General features: G+C 66.1%; 14 protein-coding genes. 6 read left to right on the top strand and 8 right to left on the bottom strand.

Annotated elements, in window-relative coordinates; genetic code table 11:
* The first annotated feature begins 3 nt into the window (after positions 1-3).
* The 3 genes from pstB to phoB all read left to right on the top strand — a co-directional run bounded on the left by pstB (position 4) and on the right by phoB (position 2,430).
* Positions 4-771: a phosphate ABC transporter ATP-binding protein PstB gene (gene pstB / locus RSE14_RS01930; RefSeq protein ID WP_324076792.1), complete on the top strand. Its 768-nt coding sequence runs from the start codon at positions 4-6 to the stop codon at positions 769-771.
* On the top strand, positions 771-1,439 hold the full coding sequence (gene phoU / locus RSE14_RS01925; RefSeq protein WP_324075564.1) for a phosphate signaling complex protein PhoU: 669 nt from the start codon (positions 771-773) through the stop codon (positions 1,437-1,439). The genes pstB and phoU overlap by 1 nt, the downstream gene beginning before the upstream one ends.
* 301 nt (positions 1,440-1,740) lie before the next feature.
* Positions 1,741-2,430, top strand: coding sequence for a phosphate regulon transcriptional regulator PhoB (gene phoB, locus RSE14_RS01920; protein ID WP_324075563.1), 690 nt, complete (start codon positions 1,741-1,743; stop codon positions 2,428-2,430).
* A gap of 16 nt (positions 2,431-2,446) precedes the next feature.
* Here phoB and RSE14_RS01915 read toward each other — a convergent pair whose 3' ends face one another.
* The 4 genes from RSE14_RS01915 to RSE14_RS01900 are packed head-to-tail and all read right to left on the bottom strand — an operon-like array spanning position 2,447 to position 9,658.
* Entirely contained in the window at positions 2,447-5,887 is a 3,441-nt protein-coding gene (locus RSE14_RS01915) for an error-prone DNA polymerase (RefSeq protein WP_324075562.1), read from the bottom strand.
* Positions 5,862-7,340 carry a UdgX family uracil-DNA binding protein gene (locus tag RSE14_RS01910; protein ID WP_324075561.1) on the bottom strand — a complete coding sequence of 493 codons (1,479 nt, stop codon included), beginning with the start codon at positions 7,338-7,340 and terminating at the stop codon, positions 5,862-5,864. The genes RSE14_RS01915 and RSE14_RS01910 overlap by 26 nt, the downstream gene beginning before the upstream one ends.
* Positions 7,337-8,578 (bottom strand): putative DNA modification/repair radical SAM protein, encoded by a 1,242-nt coding sequence (locus RSE14_RS01905; protein WP_324075560.1) that lies wholly within the window; start codon positions 8,576-8,578, stop codon positions 7,337-7,339. Before RSE14_RS01905 ends, RSE14_RS01910 begins: the two co-directional genes overlap by 4 nt.
* Before the next feature lie 54 nt (positions 8,579-8,632).
* A complete protein-coding gene (locus RSE14_RS01900) occupies positions 8,633-9,658 on the bottom strand; it encodes a winged helix-turn-helix domain-containing protein (protein WP_324075559.1) in 1,026 nt (341 codons plus the stop codon).
* Positions 9,659-9,741: 83 nt separating this feature from the next.
* Between RSE14_RS01900 and RSE14_RS01895 the strand changes: the two genes are divergently transcribed.
* The gene (locus RSE14_RS01895; protein WP_324075558.1) at positions 9,742-10,281 is read left to right on the top strand and encodes a hypothetical protein; all 540 of its coding nucleotides are present in this window, start codon (positions 9,742-9,744) and stop codon (positions 10,279-10,281) included.
* 6 nt (positions 10,282-10,287) lie between these two features.
* On the opposite strand, the gene RSE14_RS01890 is transcribed toward RSE14_RS01895, so the two are convergent.
* From RSE14_RS01890 to RSE14_RS01875, 4 genes are all read right to left on the bottom strand, one after another.
* Complete coding sequence (locus RSE14_RS01890; protein ID WP_324075557.1) at positions 10,288-10,608, bottom strand: PilZ domain-containing protein; 321 nt, start codon at positions 10,606-10,608, stop codon at positions 10,288-10,290.
* A 55-nt stretch (positions 10,609-10,663) separates the two neighbouring features.
* A complete protein-coding gene (locus RSE14_RS01885; protein WP_324075556.1) occupies positions 10,664-12,271 on the bottom strand; it encodes a Y-family DNA polymerase in 1,608 nt (535 codons plus the stop codon).
* Complete coding sequence (locus RSE14_RS01880; protein WP_324075555.1) at positions 12,180-12,956, bottom strand: recA-like protein; 777 nt, start codon at positions 12,954-12,956, stop codon at positions 12,180-12,182. Before RSE14_RS01880 ends, RSE14_RS01885 begins: the two co-directional genes overlap by 92 nt.
* 101 nt (positions 12,957-13,057) lie before the next feature.
* Positions 13,058-14,620 (bottom strand): amino acid permease, encoded by a 1,563-nt coding sequence (locus RSE14_RS01875; protein WP_324075554.1) that lies wholly within the window; start codon positions 14,618-14,620, stop codon positions 13,058-13,060.
* A gap of 194 nt (positions 14,621-14,814) precedes the next feature.
* On the opposite strand from RSE14_RS01875, the gene panB reads away from it, so the two are divergent.
* Together panB and RSE14_RS01865 are read left to right on the top strand one after the other, a co-directional pair.
* A complete protein-coding gene (panB, locus tag RSE14_RS01870; protein WP_324075553.1) occupies positions 14,815-15,687 on the top strand; it encodes a 3-methyl-2-oxobutanoate hydroxymethyltransferase in 873 nt (290 codons plus the stop codon).
* Positions 15,688-15,725: 38 nt separating this feature from the next.
* Positions 15,726-16,769 (top strand): DUF475 domain-containing protein, encoded by a 1,044-nt coding sequence (locus RSE14_RS01865; protein WP_324075552.1) that lies wholly within the window; start codon positions 15,726-15,728, stop codon positions 16,767-16,769.
* The last annotated feature ends 21 nt before the right edge of the window (positions 16,770-16,790 follow it).

The following is a 16,790-nucleotide window of genomic DNA, read 5'->3' as shown; positions in this document are numbered from 1 at the left end:
AACATGGCAGACGAAAACGCGAAGATTCGCGCGCGCGACGTCTGCGTCCATTACGGCGACAAGCTGGCGATCGATCATGTCTCGATCGACATCTCGCCCGATTATGTCACCGCCTTCATCGGCCCGTCGGGCTGCGGCAAATCGACCTTCCTGCGGTGCTTCAACCGCATGAACGACACCATCGGCGCGGCCAAGGTGACGGGTCTGATCGAGCTTGAGGGCGAGGATATCCACGGCGAGCGGATGGACGTGGTCCAGCTGCGCGCCCGCGTGGGCATGGTGTTCCAGAAGCCCAACCCCTTCCCCAAGTCGATCTACGAGAACATCGCCTACGGCCCCAAGATCCACGGGCTGGCCGAGAAGAAGGCCGATCTCGACGTGATCGTCGAACGCTCGCTCACCCGGGCGGGCCTGTGGGACGAGGTCAAGGACCGGCTCGAGGATTCGGGCACCGCGCTTTCGGGCGGTCAGCAGCAGCGCCTGTGCATTGCCCGCGCCATCGCGGTCGATCCCGAGGTGATCCTGATGGACGAGCCGGCCTCCGCGCTCGATCCCATTGCGACCGCCAAGATCGAGGAACTGATCGACGAGCTTTCGGGCCGCTATGCCATCGTCATCGTCACCCACTCGATGCAGCAGGCCGCCCGTGTCAGCCAGCGCACAGCCTTCTTCCATCTGGGCAAGATGGTAGAGTATGGTCCCACATCCGAAATCTTCACCAATCCCATCGAGGAGCGGACGAAGGACTATATCACAGGAAGGTACGGCTGATGGCCGAGCATACCGTCAAGGCATTCGACGAGGACATCACCCGCCTGCGCGGCCTGATCGCGGAAATGGGCGGTCTGGCCGAAGTCGCGATTGCCGAGTCGCTCGATGCGCTGGTGCGCGGCGACGAGGCGCTGGCCGAACAGGTCGTGGCGCGCGACAAGCGCATGGACGCGCTCGAAATGGAAGTCGACAAGCTGGCGGTGCGGATCATCGCGCTGCGGGCGCCGATGGCCGATGACCTGCGCGAAGTGATCGCGGCGCTGAAGATCGGCGGGGTGCTGGAACGCATCGGCGACTATTCGAAGAACATCGCCAAGCGGGTCGGCATGATCGAGGGCCGCGCCCGGTTCGAGCCGCTCACCCTGCTGCCGACCATGGGCGAGCTGGCGGGCGAGATGGTGCACGACGTGCTCACCGCCTATGCCGCGCGCGATCCTGATCTGGCGCGCGAGGTGATTGCGACCGACGCCAAGGTGGATGCCTTCTACAACTCGATCTTCCGCAATCTGGTGAGCTACATGGTCGAAAACCCCTCGACCATTTCGAGCGCGGCGCAATTGCTGTTCGTCGCCCGCAATATCGAGCGCATCGGCGATCACGCGACCAACGTGGCCGAGATGGTGCACTTTGCCGCGACCGGTCTCTACCCGCCCGAAGGTGATCGTTAGGGCGCTCTTGAGGCGCAGTTGGCAGGCGGTTGGGCCTGACGGGCGGGCGCCAGAGGGGCGCAAGCCTGCCCTTGCTCTGATGGCTCGCTGATGCGGGCCAGCGCCCTTCCAGACCCCCGCCAGACCCCCTCCAGCCTCTGTTTGGGGGCTCCAGCGTGCTTATCCGGCCATGTTTCACGTGAAACATTGCGGCAAGATCATTGCCGATATTGAAATCCGTTCCGGTTTCATCAAACTGTCGCGCAAGTGACACATAGGGGCATGGAACCGCCCCTGCTGGGGCACGAGGAGGCATCCCTGCATGTCCGCTGCCAAACTGCTGCTGGTTGAAGATGATCCGTCCCTGTCGGAGCTGCTGGAATACCGTTTCCAGAACGAGGGCTACAATGTCCGCTGCACCGGCGACGGGGACGAAGCCCTTGTTCTGGCTGCCGAAGAGACGCCCGATCTGATCATCCTCGACTGGATGATCGAAGGCACCAGCGGGATCGAAGTGTGCCGCCGCCTGCGCCGCGACAAGGCGACCGCCCATGTCCCGATCATCATGCTCACCGCGCGCGAGGCCGAGGATGACCGGGTCCGCGGGCTTGAGACCGGGGCCGATGATTACCTCACAAAACCCTTTTCTCCCCGCGAGTTACTCGCCCGCGTCGCCGCTGTCATGCGCCGCATCCGTCCGGCGCTGGCGGGCGAGACGATCGAGGTGGGTGACCTCAAGCTCGATCCGGTAGCGCACAAAGTCCAGCGCCGCGGCAAGCCGCTGCAACTCGGGCCGACCGAATATCGGTTGCTCAAGTTCTTCATGGAAAGTCCGGGCCGGGTGTTCAGCCGCGGCCAACTGCTCGACGGGGTCTGGGGCACCGGCTCCGACATCGAACTGCGCACGGTCGACGTTCACATCCGCCGGTTGCGCAAGGCAATCGACGTGGACGGTAGCAAGGACCCGATCCGCACCGTCCGCTCGGCCGGATACGCGCTCGAGACGAACTGAGGCCTACCGCCTAAGTCTAATGAAAGTCGCGTGATTTCGGGATAATCCGGGCATCGCGCGGATGCCCTCCCGGCCCGCTTTGGAGCCCGCGTTCGGGCACCGGACGGTTGACCTCGTCCGCCCGTGCCAGCGGCGCATCAAGCAGGTCGTCCGACAGCGCGTGAAGCCGATGGGTGGCATCGGTGAGGTGGGCAGCGATCACGTGGATCACCTCGTCATCATACTCGACGCGGCCCCGCACCTCCATCAACCGCGCCCCCATCACCACCTTGCGCAATTTCTCTTTTAAATCAGGCCAGACCACGAGGTTGACCACGCCGGTCTCGTCTTCAAGCGTGATGAAAGTCACCCCCTTGGCGCTACCCGGCCGCTGGCGGATCAGCACCACGCCGGCGATCTGCACCATGCTGCGGAACTTGCGTTCCCTGAGGTCACAGGCCCGCACAAAACCGCGCTGCGCAAGCTCTGGCCGCAGGAAGGCCATCGGGTGCGCCTTCAGACTGAGGCGGGTGGTCTGGTAATCGGCCACCACCTCCTCGGACAGCGGCATGGCGGGAAGCTGCATCTGCGCCCGCTCCGCCCCCTCCTCGCGCACGCCCATGGCGCGGAACAGCGGGAGATCGGGAGCGGCCACAAGGCTCCGCGCGTCCCACAGGGCCTGCCTGCGCGAGACGCCCAGCGACGTGAAGGCATCGGCGCTGGCAAGCCGCTCGATATGGGCCGGTGAAAGCCCCGCCCGCCTGCGCAGCGCGGCAATATCGCGGTATTCCCCCTGCCCCTCGCGCTCCGCCACCAGCATGGCGGCGACATGCTCGGGCAACCCGTCGATCTGCCTGAGGCCGAGCCGCAGCGCCCCGTTCTCGAGCGTGCAGTCCCAGTCCGAATGGTTCACATCCACGGGCAGAACCCGCACCCCGTGCTCGGCCGCATCGCGCACGATCTGCGCGGGCGCATAGAAGCCCATCGGCTGCGAATTGAGCAGGGCGCAGGCGAAGGCCGCGGGGTAATGGCACTTGAGCCAACTCGAGACATAGACGAGCTGGGCAAAGCTCGCCGCGTGGCTCTCGGGAAAGCCATATTCGCCGAAGCCCCGGATCTGGTTGAAACAGCGCTGCGCGAAGTCGCGATCATAGCCGCGCGCGACCATCCGCTCGACCATCATGTCCTGCAATTCATCCACCATCCCGCGGCTGCGGAAGGTCGCCATCGCCTTGCGCAACCGGTTGGCTTCAAGGCTGGAGAACTTCGCGGCATCCAATGCGATCTTCATCGCCTGTTCCTGAAAGATCGGCACGCCCAGCGTGCGGCCGAGGATGCTGGTGAGCTCGTCCGGAGGGCCGTGCTCGGGCGCGGGCGCGGGGATCTGCACGGGCTCAGCGCCCCGGCGGCGCTTGAGATAGGGGTGCACCATGTCGCCCTGGATCGGCCCGGGGCGCACGATGGCAACCTGGATGACGAGATCGTAGAATTCCCGAGGCCGTAACCTCGGGAGCATGTTCATCTGCGCCCGGCTTTCCACCTGAAACACCCCGAGCGAATCGCCCTTGCGCAGCATCGCATAGGTCTCAGGATCCTCGCGCGGGACGCTGGCGAGAGTCAGCGCGCGGCCGTGATGCGCCTCCAGCAGATCGAGGCATTTGCGGATGCAGGTCAGCATCCCCAGCGCGAGCACGTCGACCTTGAGAATGCCCAAGGCCTCGATATCGTCCTTGTCCCACTCGATAAAGGAGCGCTCCGGCATCGCACCATTACCGATCGGCACGGTCTCGCTGAGCGGGCTTTGGGTGAGGATGAAGCCGCCGACATGCTGGCCCAAATGGCGCGGCATTCCAATCATCTGCTCGGTGAGTTTCAAAACCCGCCGCAGATGCGGATCGGTGATGTCGAGACCGGTTTCGGCGGCGTGCTTCTCGTTGATCTCGCGCCCCCACCCGCCCCACACGGTGCGCGCGAGCGCGGATGTGACGTCCTCTGATAGTCCCATCGCCTTGCCGACCTCGCGGATCGCCATGCGCGGGCGATAGTGGATCACGGTGGCGCACAGTCCGGCGCGCTGGCGGCCATATCTGGCGTAGATATACTGGATCACCTCCTCGCGCCGCTCGTGCTCGAAATCGACGTCGATATCGGGCGGCTCCTTGCGCTCCTCGGAGATGAAGCGGTCGAACAGCAGCTGGTGCTTGGCCGGGTCGACGCTGGTGATGCCGAGCACATAGCACACCGCCGAGTTCGCCGCGCTCCCGCGCCCCTGACACAGGATCGGCGGCTCCTGTCCGCGCGCGAAATCGACGATATCCTTGATGGTGAGGAAGTAGCGCGCAAGATCGAGCTTGGCGATCAGCGCCAGCTCGCGCTCCAGCGTGGCGCGTACGCTATCCGGCACGCCGGAAGGATAGCGCCGCGCAGCACCTGCCCAGACCTCGCTTTCAAGGAAGGCCTGCGGGGTCTGGCCGTCGGGGTAGATTTCCTCAGGGTATTCATAGCGCAATTCATCGAGGCTGAAATTGCACCGGTCTGCTACTTCGCGCGCGGCGGCAATCGCGTGGGGCCAGCGCGCGAAGAGGCGCTGCATCTCGGCGGGCGACTTGAGGTGCCGCTCGGCATTGGGGTGGAGCAGGTGCCCGGCCTTCGCCACGGTGGTCTTGTGCCGGATCGCGGTCATCACGTCCTGAAGCGCACGGCGCTCGGGGGCGTGGTAGTGGACGTCGTTGGTCGCCAGCAGCGTCAGGCCATGGGCGCAGGCCAGCGAGTCCAATCGCTCGATCCGGGCGATATCGTCCCCGCGATAAAGGTAGCTCGCGGCGATGTGAAGGAGCGTGGGCAGCTGGCGCACGAGGTGGGGGAGAAGGTCTGCGAAGGCCAGTGCCCGCTCGTCATCCCGGTGCAGGCCGAGATCGCTGCCCGCAAGCGGTTCCGGATCAAGCCCGGGCCGCCGGAAAGGGATAATGTTGCTCGGCACCCGAATGGTGAAACGCGCCTCCAGATCATCGGGCGGCAGCAGGATCAGTTGCACGCCTTCCGAATGCTCAGCCAGCAGCGCGAGGTCGATCTCGCACACGCCCTTGTCCTGCCATTCTCCGGCCAGCGTCTGCATCCGTCCGGCGCTGATCATGCGGGTGAGGCGGCCATAGGCGGCGCGGTCCTCGGGATAGGCGAGAAAGGCGAGGCCCTCCACCGTCTCGATCCGACAGCCGATCACCGGGCGCAGCTTCAATGTCTTCGCCTCGGTGTGAATGCGCACCACGCCGGCCATGGAATTGACGTCGGCAATCCCAATCGCGTCATAGCCCACCATATGCGCGGCGAGCACCAGATCGACCGCATCCGAGGCCCCGCGCAGGAAGCTGAAACAGCTTACCAGCCCGAGTTCGACAAACGCCGCGCGCGGCGGCGGCGCGACACGCTCGGGATCGATATCGAGCCTGCGCTTGTCAGGCGTGAGCGGCGCGTCGGGCATCCGGCCCCTCCAACCGCGCCCGCACCGCCGCAAGATCGGCGGCAAAGCGGGCCTCCTGCGCGGCCCGCGCCTCTCCGTCCAACCGCAGCAGGTAGGAAGGGTGCACCGTCACCCACAGCTCGGCCCCGTCATCGAGCAGGGTCGCGCGGCCCCGCGCCTGATTGACGCTGAGCGTGCGGCCGAGCAATCCGCGCGCCGCGCTCGCTCCCAGTGCCAGCACGATGCGCGGGCGCACCAGAGCACGCTCGGCTTCCAGCCACCAGCGGCAGGTGTCGATCTCCTTGGGCGTAGGGGACTGGTGCAGGCGATGTTTGCCCTTGGCCACAAACTTGAAGTGCTTGACCGCATTGGTGACATAGGCGGCGCTGCGGAGAATCCCGGCGGCTTTGAGGTGCTGATCGAGCAATTGCCCTGCGGGACCAACGAAAGGCCGGCCCGCGATGTCCTCCTGATCGCCCGGCTGCTCGCCCACGATCATCAGCCCTGAAAATCCTTGGGCCTGCGATGGCCCCTCGCCCGCCACGGCGCGGGTGGCGCATTCGGCAATCGCGCAGTCGCGACAGGCAGCGATCCCTTGCGCCACCTCGGCAAGGCTTGCGGGACGCGCCCGCTCGGCCCGCGCCCCTGCCGCCACCATCGCCGCCTCGCGCGCCTGAGCCCCTGCGATCAGCTGCGGGATCAGCGCGGCCTCGGGCAGGTTCTTCCAGTATTTCTTGGGCATCTCCGACAGCATCGCGCCGACCTTGAGGCGCGCCGGATTGAAGATCGAAGCATAGTAGGAGCGCCACAGGTCCTCGCAAGCATCGCCCGAAGGCGCATCCTCGGGCCGTGCGGGCGGGCCTTCACGCATCGTGATGCCGTCCCAGTGGATGGTGCCGCGCGGGGTCAGGATCGACCAGCGCATATTGGCAAAGCGGCGCATGAAGAACCCAGCCTCGGCGCGCAGGATGTGGTGATCGGGCTCGAACCAGGCGACGAAATGGGGCGTGCCGTCCTCCTCTGCGACCTCGCGGAAGCGCACGAAGGCATGCATCTTGTGCGCATCGCGGCGCACCGATTTGGCGAGTTCCTCAAGCCGGCGCACTTGGCTGTCGGCCTTGTCCTCCATCAGGCGTGGGCATCGCTGCAAGCGCCACAGCACGTGGTAGAGCAGGCCGAAGCGGGCCGGATCGGAATGGAGCGCAGCGCTGCGGGCGATGGCGAGAAAGCGCTGGCTGGCGCGCACTGCACGCGCATCGGCGGGCGGCACGGGCAGGCGCTTCTCGCCACGAGATGGCCCATCGGACGCGAACAGATCGCCCGTTCCGCCCGGTTCGATCCAGCTCACCCGGTCAGGCGGAATATCGCACTGCACCAGCCCCCGCGCCCGTTCGCGCCAGAACGCGAAATCATCGGGTGCGGGCAGGTGGACCGCGTAATGCGCGCCGAACGAGACGTGCTGCATGCTGGTCATCCGAACAGCTCCAGCTGCTCAGGTCTGGGCGCAACGAACTCGCGCAGATCAGCCCGGTCGGTCAGCAGCGTCGGGCGCCAGTCCACGGTGCAGATGAAGGGCCGCACCTTGGCAAGCGAGGCGGTCAATCGCGCCACATCATCGAGCCGCAGGCTGCGGTGGCGCCGCACGGCAAGGATGCGCGCCACCGCCTTCGTCCCCAGCCCCGGCACCCGCAGCAGCAGCTCCTTGGGCGCGCGGTTCACATCGACCGGAAAGCTTTCGCGGAATTTCAGCGCCCAGGCGAGCTTGGGGTCGATATCGAGCGGCAGGTTGCCGTCCGCCCCGGCCGCATCCGCCACCTCCTGCGGGGCAAAGCCGTAGAAGCGCATCAGCCAGTCGGACTGGTACAACCGGTGCTCGCGCAGCAGCGGCGGGCGCTTCAGCGGCAGCACGGCCGAGGCATCGGGGATCGGCGAGAAGGCGCTGTAATAGACGCGCCTCAGGCCGAAGCTGTCATAGAGCCGGCTCGCCTTGCCGATGATCGCCGTGTCATTGGCATCGTCCGCGCCGACGATCATCTGGGTCGACTGGCCCGCCGGAGCAAAGCGCGGCGCGTGGCGGAAGCGCTTGCGCTCGTCCTTCGCCTCGATAATCCGCGCCTTGGTGCGCGCAATCGCCCCCTCGATCTGGCCCGCGTCCTTGTCGGGCGCGAGGCGGGTGAGACCGGCATTGGTCGGCAGTTCGACATTGATCGAGACCCGGTCGGCATAGAGCCCGGCCTGATGGATGATCTCCGCGTCCGCCTCGGGAATGGTCTTGAGGTGGATATAGCCGCGGAAGTCATGCTCCTCGCGCAAGGCTCGCGCGACCTCGACCAGCTGCTCCATCGTGTGATTGGCGCTCTTCACGATCCCCGAGGAGAGGAACAGGCCCTCGATGTAATTGCGGCGGTAGAAATTGAGCGTGAGGTCGACGACCTCCTGCGGCGTGAAGCGCGCGCGCGCCACGTTCGAGCTCTTGCGGTTGATGCAGTAGTGGCAATCGAAGATGCAGTGGTTGGTCAGCAGGATCTTCAAAAGCGAGATGCAGCGCCCGTCCGGCGCATAGGCATGGCAGATGCCCATCCCCTCGGTCGAGCCCACGCCTTTACCGCCCAGCGAGTTCTTTTTGGCTGTGCCGGATGACGCGCAAGAAGCATCATACTTGGCCGCATCGGCGAGGATTTCGAGGCGTTGGCGCAGGGTTGGGACGGACATTTGTTCATTATATGTTCCAACGCGCGGGCGAGCCAGTGCGTTCTTTGCAACGCGCTAATCCGACCTGTCGAAGCGCCGCAGCCCCCACACCATCGCCGCCACAAAGGCCGCGCCTTCGATCCCGCCAGTCACCGCCAGACCGGCTGGCCCCAGACCGCTCTCGCCAAACACCCCGCCGATTGAAGAGGCGGGAAAGGCAGCGCCCAGCGCCTGAAAACTGCCGGCCATCATGCGCCCGTCTGCCAGCGATACCGCCACCCCGCCGATCAGCCCCAACCAGGCGCCAAGCGCAAGCGGCGCAAACCCGCGCGCAGCACGAGCGGCGGCAAGGCCAGTCGCCGCGCCGATGACCACCCCCTCGCCCGCGCCGGCAAAATGATCGAGATCGCCGCCAACCAGCAGCCGGAAGGCATCTGCACCGATCACATGGCCGAACCCGCCGAGCAACAATCCGCCGAGCGCGCCTCCGGCAAGGCTCCAGTACCATGCCTGCGGCCGGATCAGGCGCGCCGCCGCAATGCCCGCGGCAATGCCGAGGCCTGCCACCGCTGCGGCAAACACCGTCACCAGCATCAGCACCAGAAGCAGCGAAAGCGCGCCGCCCCCGCCGGCAGAGGGCTGGCCTGCCGCACCCAGAAATCCATAGACCAGCCCGATCCCCACGCCCGCCAATCCAGCGCCTGCCGTTCCGGCCAGCACCGTGCGGATGAAACCGCGCCGGGCGAGCGGGACGGACGGCGCCGGCAGCGCATCATCCTGCACTTCCCCATCGAGGCTGGCAGCGAAGCGATAGCCATATTTGGGCACGGTCTCGATATAAACCGGGCGTGCGGCATCGTCCCCCAGCGCGCGGCGCAGGCTGCGGATCGCCTGGGTCAGCGCCTCGTCTGTCACCGGAATGCCGCGCCACACCTCGTCCATGAAGCGATCCTTGGTGACAAGGTCACCCTGCGCTTCGACCAGCAGGATCAGCACATCGAGATAGCGCGCATTGAGCTCCACCGCCGCATCGCCGCGCCACAGCCTGCGATTGGGCGGATCGAGCCGGAAAGGGCCGAAATGAAGGCTCGCGCTGCTCATTTCAGGAAATACTCATGATCCTCTCATGCCGCTCAGAACGGCTTGGGGCAGTGATGGAGCCCTTGAAACAAGGAGGCAAGAGCATGAACCGACAAGCCGGGCGCAAAGGCGCCTTTCTCAACCTCTGGCGCATGATCGGCTGGGGCACTATCGCCGCGCTGATCGGCTTGCCGGCCGTGGCGATGCAATTCACCCGCGAGGTGAACTGGACCGCATCCGACTTCGTCTTTGCCGCAGTGCTGCTGGGCGGGGTGGGCCTCGCGTTTGAAATGGCGGTGCGGGCCAGCGGGAACATCGCCTATCGCGCAGGCGCCGCGATTGCACTGGGCCTGTCGCTGCTCTTGCTGTGGGCCAATGCCGCCGTGGGGATCGCCGGATCGGAAAACAATCCGGTCAACCTGTGGTTCAACCTCGTGCCGCTGGTGGCATTGATCGGGACGCTGGCGGCCAGATTGCGGGCGCGCGGCATGGCTGCGGCGATGGTGGTTGCGGCGCTGGCGCAGCTGCTGGCGGGTGTGATCGCGCAATCCCAGGGGCACTTCACCTGGGTGTTCACCGGGCTGTGGATGTGCGGCTGGCTGGCTTCGGCCTGGCTGCTGCGGCGGGCGGCGCAGACAGTCTAGCGGGAACTATCGGCCGGACGCGACCCGGCGGATGCCGCCCTGAGCGCACAGATGATCGAGAATCGCCGGGTGCATCGCGCCTTCGAAGGCGACGCCGGCGTAGGAACCATCCACCCAGGCCACCGTGCCGAGCGGCGCGTTGATCCCGGCGACCTTCATGGTCACCCGGTCCCCGATTGCGGCAAATCCGGCCTTGCCGCGGATTTTGCAGCCTCCTTCGGAGATGTCGATCAGATCCACAAACACCTCGCGCGACTTCACCCGGCTCTTCACCATCAGGCTGAGCGAACGACGCTCCGAGGCGCGGCGGATCGTGTAGAGGTTCATCGCTGCGAATCTTGCATCAAGGGGTAAAAAAATGATGAGCGGATTAACCTTCTGATTACGGGAAAATTCCGTGCAGAAACCAGTCCGGAACCCCGCCCCGTCCGTCGCCTGCAATGCCCTGCCGGTAGATCCAGTAACGCCCGCCAGCGGCATCCTCGATCCGGTAATAATCGCGCAGCCGCACGCTTGAGCGTTCGCGCCACCATTCGGGCGCGATCCGCTCCGGCCCTTCCACCCGCACCACCTCGCGCACCGCCCCGCGCCAGCGGAAGCGCTGCGGATAGCCATCGGGCGAGGCATAGAGCACCGCGATCGGTTCCGCCCGGTCAAGCAGCTTGATCGGGCGGGTGCCCGGCGCCGGGCTGCCCTGCCCCGGCGGCAGGGGATCAAGCGGCCGCTGCCAGCTTTGCGCGCGTTCGGGAATATGGCTGGCGCGCATCACCGGGCGGGTCACCGCCTGCGGGCCGAGGCGCACCCCGAGCCTGTCGATACAGGCGGCCAGCGATGTGCCGTGCTGCTCGGCTGCGGCATCGAGATCGGCCTGCGAGAGGGGAAGCGGCTCGCTCCAGCTGGCGCGCAGCTGCACTGCCTCGATCCCGAAGCCTGCCTCGACATCGTCAAGCCGTGCCGCGAACAGCCGGAGCATATGGCTCGCCTCGCGGGTGGCGGCGGCCAGTTCGATCCGGCGCAGCAACACCTCGCCATCGACCCGCCACAGCGCCAGTTCGAGCCGCCGTGCCCCCTCGCCCCGCGCTTCGAGGCTACGCACCATGTCATGGGCGAGATCGGCCACCACCTGATCGAGCAGATCGCGGTGGCGCAGCGGCTCCATCAGCCGGCGCTGGACCATCGGCATGACCTGCGCGATGACCGGCAGCAGCGGTTCGGGCACCTTGCCCAGCAGCTGGTCGAGCCGCAGCAGCGGATTGGCGGCGGGCGAGCGGCGATTGCGGAAGCGACGGGCGAGCGCATCGCGCGCGGCGGCCTCGGCGCAGGGGTCATCCTCCCCCGCCCCGCTCACTCCGGCAAGCTGGCCGAGCCGCTTGATCCCCAGACGCCGCAACACGGTGAGCACATCATCATCGAGCCGCAGGGCTGCGACCGGCAGATCGGCCAGCGCATCGAGCGGTGCGGTATCGGGGGCAAGGATCGCGCCCGGTGGGCCATGATGGGCGAGCGCCCAGGCCGCCCCGGCTGTCGGCGCGAGGGCAGACCGCACCGCAAGGCCCCGCGCAGCGAAAGCGCGGGCGACATCGGCCAGCAACCGCTCCTCCCCGCCAAACAGGTGGCTCACACCGGTCACATCGACCAGCACGCCATCGGGCGGGTCCATCGCGCTCCACGGCCCCCAGCGCTGCGCCCACAGGGCAAGCTTCTCGAGCGCCGCCAGATCGCCCGCCGGATCGGCCGGGACCGCGGCAAGCTGCGGACACAGCGCGCGCGCGTCGGCCAGCAGCATCCCGGCCCGCGCACCGGCGGCGCGTCCGGCATCATTGGCATCGGCAATGCGCGGCCCGTGCGCAGTCTCGGCGATCAGCGCTGTGGGCGTGGCCTCGGCCGCCGCGCGCTCCTCAGGCGCGAGCGCGAGCCGCCAGCGATCGACCGACAGTCGGGCGAGCCAGATGGCGAGAATACGGCGCGGCAAGACGAGCGGGGGCGACATCGGCGACGGGCGGCTTGACGATGTGCAGACTTCCATGGGCATCGCTCAAGATCCATTGGCCTGGCGCATGGGTGCGGGCGCGGAACAGTTCGGCCTGCCAGTTGGCAGCGCCGGGTGCAGTTGCGTTCCAGCGCGGCGGCAGCGAGGGCGCAGGCCGCACCCGCCAGCGCATTCGGGCCGATGACAGATCAGGCTCGGCATCGAGGCGCACTAGCCACAGCGCTACGGCGTGCCGCTCGGCGGTGAGGCTCAATCGGCGCGAGGCGGTGAAGCTGAGCGCGCGCGGATTGCCCGCAATCTCGCCGATCACACAGGCAAGATCGCGGCACTTGAGCCCCTCCTCCAGCGCGAACAGCGCATCTTCCGGCGTGGCGGCGGCGACATGGATCAACCGGTGGCGCAGATCTGGTGGCAAGCCCGCGACGAATGGCCGCCCGCCGAGGCGGATCGCCTTTTTGTCCTGCACCCACAGCACCTGACGGCGATCATCGCCCGCCCCCTCTGCCGCCAGCGCATCGCGCGCCAGAGCCATCGCCAACCCCGCCCCACTCGCTTCGGTGGCGGGAGCGAAGATTTCCGAATGGAACGGCTGCGCGGGCGAACCCGGACGCCAGCGCGCCTCGGCCGCAGCGCGGGCCAGCACGCGGGCAGGTGAAAGCGAAGGGAACATGGGCGAACGACTCATATGTTCGCATTATGTTCCAAAATCGGCGGCGTTGCAATGCAAAGGGCGCGGGAAGCGCATATCCGCTCCCCGCGCCCTGCAATTCCAGCCGGAAAGGCTGATCAGTCTTCGATCACCGGCCCCGGAAACTCGCCCATGTCGGGCGCGTCGTCCTGCGGTTCGCCGTGCTGCAGGTTCGAATTGCGCAGCCCGTAGACAAAATAGAGCGCAACCGCCCCTACCATGAAGTAGGCGAAGAACATCAGCACGTTCAGCGGAACAGTGGTGATCAGATAGACGCAGGACAGGATGCCCAGCACCGGCAGCACCGGATAGAGCGGCACCTTGAACCCGCGCGGCAGTTCCGGCGCGGCACGGCGCAGGTAGATCACCGAGAGGCACACGATCGCAAACGCCGCGAGCGTGCCGACCGAGGTCATGTCGCCCAGCACGTTGATGTCGAAGAAGCCGGCAGCCACCGCCGTCACCAGGCCCACCACCACAGTGTTGAGCGCCGGAGTGTGGAAACGCGGGTGAACATTGCTGAACACCTTGGGCAGCAAGCCGTCGCGGGCCATGGTGTAGAAGATGCGGGTCTGCGCGTACATCAGCACCAGCACCACCGAGGTAAGGCCGATGATCGCCCCCACCTTGATGATCTTGGCAAGCCAGCCCCACTGCGCGCCGAAATTGTCGACCACGACCGCAACCGGATCGGGCACGTTGAGCGTGCGGTAGTCGACCAGCAGCGTCATGATCGCGGCGACCAGCATGTAGATCACCGTGCAGACGACCAGCGAACCGATGATGCCGAAGGGCATGTCCTTGGCGGGGTCCTTGGCTTCCTGGCCGGCAGTCGAGACCGCCTCGAAGCCGATATAGGCGAAGAACACGATCGAGGCGGCACGCATGATCCCGTCGATCCCGAACTCGCCCGGACCGGTGTTTTCAGGAATGAACGGAACCCAGTTTTCAGCCATCAGAGTGGGCAGATTGCTCAGCACGATTGCTCCGCCGACCAGAATGAACGCAGCCAGCACGCTCACCTTGATCGCGACAATCGCGTTGTTGACCTTGGCGCTTTCCGAAACGCCCACCACCAGCAGCAGCGCAAGCACCATGCAGATCAGGAAGGCGGGAAGGTTGAAGAGCGTCGTCACCGTCTGACCGTCGATCAGCACCGGCGCGCCATCCTTCATCAGGGTGTAGCCCGCAGGACCGGTGAACTGCGGCGGGATGACAAGGCCGAAATCCGCCAGCAGACTGACGACATAGCCGGACCAGCCCACGGCGACCACCGATGCGGCCAGACCATATTCGAGCAGCAGCAGCGCGCCCATGATCCACGCCACGAATTCACCCAGCGTGGTGTAGCTGTAGGTATAGGCCGAACCCGAGACCGGCAGGGTCGAGGACAGCTCGGCATAGCAAAGGCCGGCAAAGGCACAGACGATGCCTGCCACCACGAAGCTCAGCAGCACGGCCGGGCCGGCGTGAAGTGCCGCGGCACTGCCGGTGCGCACGAAGATGCCCGCCCCGATGATGCAGCCCACGCCCAGCAGCAGCAGGTTCCACTTTCCGAGCGAGCGCTTGAGTTCGCTCGTCTCGCTCTCGCGCTGGACCTGCGCAATCGACTTGCGCGCGAACATGCGCTCCATAACGCCCTTCCGGGGTGTGCTCGCCATTACAATTCTCCCCTGCACGCCTGCGCGGCGCGCGGCTTGATCCTGTCAAGAAACATCTGGAATAGATCTCCCATTGATCGCAAGGGCGCCCGCCTCGCGACCGAATGGCCGTAACGCTAGCGCAACAGGCTCGCAACACAAGCGGTAAAGCGCGCTCTTTCCCCCGCAGGCGACAGCGGCTAGACGCTTCCCCCATGTCCACGACCTTCCAGCTCGACACCAGCACCAGCCGTGCCAACCCCACCCCGGCGCCGATGCGGCGGCTGACCGTGCCCGGCATCCGGGCGCGCAAGACAGACGGCGTCACGGCCGAGCCACTGGTGATGCTCACCGCCTACACCGCGCGGCAGGCGCAGTTGCTGGACGCGCATTGCGATCTGCTGCTGGTGGGCGATTCCCTCGGACAGGTGATCTATGGCCTGCCCTCGACCATTCCGGTGACGCTGGAGATGATGGCCAATCACGGCGCGGCAGTGGTGCGCGGCTCGTATCATTCGGTGGTCGTGGTCGACATGCCTTTCGGCTCCTACGAAGCATCGCCGCAGCAGGCTTTCGAGAGCGCTGCCTTCCTGCTCAAGGCCACGGGTGCTGCGGCAGTGAAGCTCGAAGGCGGGGCAGCGATGGCGCCGACGGTGGAGTTCCTGAATAGCCGCGGCATTCCGGTGATGGGCCACGTCGGCCTCACCCCGCAGGCGGTGAACGTGCTCGGCGGTTATGGCGCGCGCGGCCGCTCGGATGCCGAGGCGGAAAAGATCGTCTCGGATGCAAAGGCCCTCGACGCAGCCGGCGCCTTTGCCATCGTCGTCGAAGGCGTGGTCGAGCCGATCGCGATTGCCGCCACCAAGGCGGTCTCCTGCCCCACCATCGGCATCGGCGCTTCGGCCCAGTGCGACGGGCAGGTGCTTGTCACCGAAGACATGCTCGGCATGTTCGAACGCGTGCCGCGTTTCGTGAAGCGTTATGAAGACATCGCCGGGGTGATCGACCGCACCGTGGCCCGCTATGCCGAGGAAGTGCGCAGCCGCGCCTTCCCCGGCGAAGACCAGACCTATCAGCCCAAGAGCTGAATTCCCCCCTCCCCATTACAAGGCTCAAGACACCAGCCATGCAGACGCTGCTTCGCTATTACGGTTTCTCCGTCATCTTCACCGCCATCTGCCTTGCGCTTGCCGGGTACTACGGCTTCGTCAGTCAGGGCACGCTGGTCGGCATGGCGCAGGTGCTGTGGATCGTGGTGATCCTCTCGGTGCTGGAAGTCTCGCTCAGCTTCGACAATGCCGTGGTCAATGCCTCGGTGCTGAAGGAAATGGACGAGGTCTGGCAGAAGCGCTTCCTCACCTGGGGGATCGCCTTTGCGGTGTTCGGGATGCGGATAGTCTTCCCGCTGGCGATTGTCGCGATTGCGGCCGGGATCGGCCCGATGGAAGCGCTCGACCTGTCGCTCAACAAGCCGGCCGAATACGAACGGCTCGTGAGTTCAGCCCATATCGGCATCGCCGGTTTCGGCGGAGCCTTTCTCGCGATGGTGGGGATGAAGTTCTTCTTCGACGCCGACAAGGACGTGCACTGGATCGGCGCCATCGAGCGCGCGCTGTCGAAGGTGTCGAACCTGCCCGCGATCGAGATCGCGATCCTCCTGCTCGGCATGTGGGGTATCTCGGCGCTGCTGCCGGTGGAAGATGCCCACACTTTCCTTGTCTCGGGCATGCTTGGCCTTGTCACCTTCATCGCGGTGGAAGCGGTGAGCCACTGGCTTGAAATGCGCGAGGAGGCCGCAAGGCTGGCAGGCGCGGTGGTGCGCAGCGGCTTTGGCGGGTTCCTCTATCTCAACATCCTCGATGCAAGCTTCAGCTTCGACGGGGTGATCGGCGCCTTTGCCCTCTCGAACAACATGATCGTGATCGCGCTCGGCCTTTCGATCGGTGCGATGTTCGTGCGCTCGATGACGGTGCATCTTGTCAAGCAGGGGACGCTGGCGGAATACCGCTACCTTGAACATGGCGCCTTCTGGGCGATCGTGGTGCTGGGTGCGATCATGCTGGTCTCGGCCGTGGTGCATATCCCCGAGACGATCACCGGCCTGATCGGCGCAATCCTGATCGGCCTGTCCTTCTGGTGGTCTGTGCGCCACCAGAAGGCCGAAGGCTAGGCTACACCCGGCATTCAGCCC

The sequence above is a fragment of the Erythrobacter sp. genome (genome assembly GCF_035194505.1).
Taxonomy (GTDB): Bacteria; Pseudomonadota; Alphaproteobacteria; order Sphingomonadales; family Sphingomonadaceae; genus Erythrobacter.
Note: the sequence above shows the minus strand (reverse complement) of the source record. Positions and strands in the feature narration are given on the sequence as shown.

Bases quoted from the DNA above. Each gene is read 5' to 3' on its own strand.
- RSE14_RS01915 (WP_324075562.1), bottom strand. From the start codon at position 5,887: ATGCCCGACGCGCCGCTCACGCCTGACAAGCGCAGGCTCGATATCGAT.
- RSE14_RS01865 (WP_324075552.1), top strand. From the start codon at position 15,726: ATGCAGACGCTGCTTCGCTATTACGGTTTCTCCGTCATCTTCACCGCC.
- RSE14_RS01905 (WP_324075560.1), bottom strand. From the start codon at position 8,578: ATGTCCGTCCCAACCCTGCGCCAACGCCTCGAAATCCTCGCCGATGCG.
- phoU (WP_324075564.1), top strand. From the start codon at position 771: ATGGCCGAGCATACCGTCAAGGCATTCGACGAGGACATCACCCGCCTG.
- pstB (WP_324076792.1), top strand. From the start codon at position 4: ATGGCAGACGAAAACGCGAAGATTCGCGCGCGCGACGTCTGCGTCCAT.
- RSE14_RS01885 (WP_324075556.1), bottom strand. From the start codon at position 12,271: ATGTCGCCCCCGCTCGTCTTGCCGCGCCGTATTCTCGCCATCTGGCTC.
- RSE14_RS01895 (WP_324075558.1), top strand. From the start codon at position 9,742: ATGAACCGACAAGCCGGGCGCAAAGGCGCCTTTCTCAACCTCTGGCGC.
- RSE14_RS01875 (WP_324075554.1), bottom strand. From the start codon at position 14,620: ATGGCGAGCACACCCCGGAAGGGCGTTATGGAGCGCATGTTCGCGCGC.
- RSE14_RS01880 (WP_324075555.1), bottom strand. From the start codon at position 12,956: ATGAGTCGTTCGCCCATGTTCCCTTCGCTTTCACCTGCCCGCGTGCTG.
- RSE14_RS01900 (WP_324075559.1), bottom strand. From the start codon at position 9,658: ATGAGCAGCGCGAGCCTTCATTTCGGCCCTTTCCGGCTCGATCCGCCC.
- RSE14_RS01890 (WP_324075557.1), bottom strand. From the start codon at position 10,608: ATGAACCTCTACACGATCCGCCGCGCCTCGGAGCGTCGTTCGCTCAGC.
- phoB (WP_324075563.1), top strand. From the start codon at position 1,741: ATGTCCGCTGCCAAACTGCTGCTGGTTGAAGATGATCCGTCCCTGTCG.
- panB (WP_324075553.1), top strand. From the start codon at position 14,815: ATGTCCACGACCTTCCAGCTCGACACCAGCACCAGCCGTGCCAACCCC.
- RSE14_RS01910 (WP_324075561.1), bottom strand. From the start codon at position 7,340: ATGACCAGCATGCAGCACGTCTCGTTCGGCGCGCATTACGCGGTCCAC.